The following is a 4,173-nucleotide window of genomic DNA, read 5'->3' as shown; positions in this document are numbered from 1 at the left end:
TAAAGAAGCCATAACCCATTCCGTCAAGCTTAAGCAGCAGAATGGAGCGAGATTTGTTCATGAAGACGGAAAGCAATATCCCGGCAAGAAAGGCGCCGAGCAACATGATTTCTTTCCCTATGAACTGTGCCAGGGCAACAAAAATCAGTATAAGAAGGATGGTGCCGCGTATCTGTATCTGTGAGGCTGCATGGGATAGCTGGTAAGTGAGCCTTTTGAAGATGGTTTTTTGAGTCAGCTGGTTACCTGCTCTGTAGAATATATAAAACAGGAAGAACAAGCCGATGATCAGGAATAGTTCGGGCTGAAATCCTTCTTTTAGGATGAATGCCGTAAAAGAGAAGAGGATGATGCTGAAGATGTCCGCTACGGCTGCAGCGGTGATCACCATCTGGCCGAAACGGGAATTTAATTCATTCCTCGATTTGAGAACAGGCAGGATGATACCTACCGACGTAGTTACCATGATCAGGGCAAAGTACCATTTATTTTTGATCTCGATGAGATTGCCAAGCAGATGAGCAGTTAGATAAGAAAATACCAGCGATAAGATAAAAAAAGATATTCCCACCAGCAGGGGATTGCTAAGAAAACGACCGGCGTTGAGGCGCCGTTTTGGAAATGATAATAGGATCTGATTAACATCAATCTCCACTCCGCTTAAAAACATAAGAAACATGAAGCCGGAAAGGGCCAGAAAATCCAATGACTGGATGTGTGTATCCGGGAAATGGGCAATGAAGTATTTTCCTATGATATATCCGGCAACAATCTCCACAATAACAGTGGGAACTTTCTGCATCCTCAGTAGTGAAAGAATTACCGGTATGAGCCATGCCAGAAAGACAACAATCAATAAAGGGTAATATTCAAAATTAAAAGAGATGTTTAAAAGGTGACCCATATAAGTAAAAATCTCCATCGTTATATAAAAGGGATTCGTTTATTTTGTGTCTAAAAATAAGAAACATTTTCTCACAAGAACCCTATAACATAAAAATTATTACAGATGGCAGCGCAAGTCCGAAACATGGTATTGGTGCCTGGGCATCCTATGTTATCACCCCTTCTGAAGAAAGAATTTTAAAGGATACTGAAGCAAATGCCACCCAACATGCCATGGAGCTTAAAGCTGTTATTAAGAGCCTGGAATATATACAATCAAACTTTCAGAATGTTTTTGTAGTGGAAGTTTATACCGACAGTGATTACGTGCTTGGTTTGTTAAGGCGCAGAAAAAAGCTGGTGGATAACAATTATTATACTAAGAAAGGGAATGAGGTAAAAAACAGGGATTTGATTATTCAATTCTATGATTTTCTGGACCGTTTTAATATCAGTATGTATAAAATTGAGGGCCATGCCAGAAAGGGGCACTCAAAGTTGACAGATTATCACCGCGAAGTGGATAAGCTTTCCCGGAAGCTGGTAAGACAAAATACCAGGAATTTTTAGGACATTCCGTGATTTTATATTTATTTTTAAGGGGAAAAATTTTATTCCGATGTTTGATATTATCTTTATATATTTCCGATTGAATGGTTTGATATTATAATTTTAAAGGTTGTGATAAAAAAAACACAGAACATACACAAAAGCTTAATAAAATGAAAAAACCTACTTCCAGGAGAAAATTTTTAAAATATTTGGGTTTAGGAAGTTTGGGCCTTACTGCCTTTCCTGAAATCATAAAAGTGAAAGGCAATGTGAGGGAGCATCCAAAAAATTATCCTGAAATTCATGATTCATATAAAACCGGTAAAGGTTCAAAATATGCAACCTGGAACAATTCTGAACTGACTCTGAATAATGGGGTCATTAAACGTGTGATTCATTTCGATAGGTCGGGATTTACTTTTAATACTGTTTTGTTGTCGTTTAGTGAAAGCGATTTCAATTATATCAGGAAAGACAATAAGGAGTTTTATTTTGAATGTGATGGAAAGGTCATTTCCGGTATGGATGAATGGTTACTAAAAGACATAGAAGAAGCGAAAGACGAAAATGAGGGGGATGGGGTACATGTTCATTTGGAGAGTACGCAATCACCTGATCTTTCTCTCCGTATTACTTACCTGCTTTATCCTGAACTTTCAGTGATAAGAAAAAAATTAACTTTCATAAATACCGGGAAAAAAGAGATCAGGCTGGAAGCTGTGGATGTTGAAAATTTAAAGTTTTTTGATGTGGACGGAAATTGTTATACCATGGCCCGTTATGGAAGATATAAGATGACAGGGCCAATGCTCGGGAATTGGCATGATCCGGCAATTATTCTTCATCATGTCCGTAAAAGGCTAGGTCTTGTATTGGGAAACGAGGCACCCGGAGTTACCAAACGAACTTCTGCTTTTCTCGATGGAATAAGTTTTACGATAGGTCTTACTCATCCCGGTCAGGACTACCCTTTTCGGAAATGGCTTAAACCGGGAGAAAAATGGGAGAGTCCTCAAACATTCCTATGTCTTTATCGTGATACTGATGCACCATATGAGGCAATAGAAGGACCTGTTCAGGATTTTACCCGGCGGCACATGGGGATACGTTTAAAAGAAGTTTCGCATTTTCCATCATTGGCTTATAATCATTGGGCTCCATACCATGCTACCGTAGATGCGCCCCTGTTAAAAAATCTTACTGATGTAGCATCTGAATGTGGAATTGAAGAAATAACACTTGATGCTGGTTGGTATACCCTGGAAGACCATACTGAAAAACTAGATTGGCAATTCAAGTGCGGAGATTATATCGCTGATCCCGAAAAGTTCCCCCAGGGTTTAAAGCCAAGTTTTCATTATATAAAAAAGAAGGGACTTCGACGCGGATTATGGATCAGTCTGGCAATGGCGTCAAAATACAGCAAGGTATACCGGGAACATCCGGATTGGTTTATACTTGATAGGAATGGCCAGCCTATATGTGTGCATAGTAAGAGTTCCAGGAATGTTACAGCTTGTATGACTACTGAGTGGTATAGCTATATCAAAAATATAATTGCCGATAAGGTGGAAAAGCTGGATTTGAATTATGTAAAGCTGGACCTAGCCATCGTGACCAGTGCCTACATATATGACAGAGATATGTCCGGATGCCATGCTCTGGATCATCCAGGGCACCGGGGTCAGAATGAATCGTATCTTGCAATATATCGGCAAGCCTGGGCTTTATTTGATGAGTTGCACAATTCCTTCCCGGAGTTGTTTATTGACTGTACCTATGAGACAATGGGAGCCTCTCACCTTATCGATTATTCGATGTGCAAGCATGCGGAAGGCAATTGGTTATCGAATATCTATGAACGCGGACCTAAAGGAGCCTTACAGGCTCGTCACCTTGCCTGGCTTTGTTCGCCTACCATTCCTGCATCAGCATGTGTCATAGGAAACCTGCAACTGGATGATCCCAATTTTGCCCTTTATATCAAGTCGGTGGCCGGAGTTTTCCCGATAGTTCTGGGTGACATTATGAAACTTAAGGAAAAAGAAAGGACTTGGATACACAGCATCTCCTCCTGGATGGCTGAAGTCCAGCAAAAACATAATTACATGCTATTCCGGCAAGATCTTGCCGGTTTTGGTGAACCATCCGAAGGCAGTTGGGATGGTTTTCAACGTATCAATACGGAAACTCAGTCCGGAGGCCTTGTTGGTGTTTTTCGCCACGGTGCACCCGAAGAAGAAAGAAGGGTTTTTGTAAAATATCTGAATAGCCAAAAAAATATGCTGTGCGCAATGAAATTACAGGAAAACCGGTAGTTAAAATGTCAGGGAAAAAATTAATGGAGGAAGGATTCAAAGTTCTTTTAAAAGGGGACTATGAAGGAGCTCTCTTCGAAATAGAGTCGATGCCGAATGTTTAAGATCATGAAAAGTATTGTTAAGATAAAAACCTGGAAACATCAATATAATTGATAGTTCCTAAATTTATAAAGGAATAGATATTCAGAGCCAGAATTGTTAAATAAAAGATCCGCAATTTTTACTTTTAGATAAATTCTGATTGGTAATATTGTGCTATAGGTATGCTGTTTATAATAATAAACTCATACAAAATACCATCAGTAATACAACAGCCAGGCCTGAACGCCCTCTTCGTTTCGTAATTTCTGTAATTCTCTTTTCGCCTGGCTTTTGTTATCAAAAGAAGCATAACTGACAGCATGCATGCCATTTC

General features: G+C 39.6%; 3 protein-coding genes. 2 read left to right on the top strand and 1 reads right to left on the bottom strand.

All coding sequences use genetic code 11. From position 1 onward, the window contains the following. Positions 1–922: cation:proton antiporter (locus tag KGY70_17950; protein MBS3777086.1), on the bottom strand; the 922-nt coding region annotated here is incomplete at its 3' end. Between the two features lie 26 nt (positions 923–948). Between KGY70_17950 and KGY70_17945 the strand changes: the two genes are divergently transcribed. Both KGY70_17945 and KGY70_17940 read left to right on the top strand, forming a co-directional pair. After that, the gene (locus KGY70_17945) at positions 949–1,455 is read left to right on the top strand and encodes a hypothetical protein (GenBank protein ID MBS3777085.1); all 507 of its coding nucleotides are present in this window, start codon (positions 949–951) and stop codon (positions 1,453–1,455) included. A gap of 152 nt (positions 1,456–1,607) precedes the next feature. Then, on the top strand, positions 1,608–3,755 hold the full coding sequence (locus tag KGY70_17940) for an alpha-galactosidase (protein ID MBS3777084.1): 2,148 nt from the start codon (positions 1,608–1,610) through the stop codon (positions 3,753–3,755). Positions 3,756–4,173: the final 418 nt, after the last annotated feature.

The organism is Bacteroidales bacterium (genome assembly GCA_018334875.1).
Lineage (GTDB): Bacteria > Bacteroidota > Bacteroidia > Bacteroidales > UBA12077 > JAGXLC01.
The sequence above is the reverse complement of the archived record's forward strand: the minus strand, read 5'-3'. Positions and strand labels throughout refer to the sequence as shown.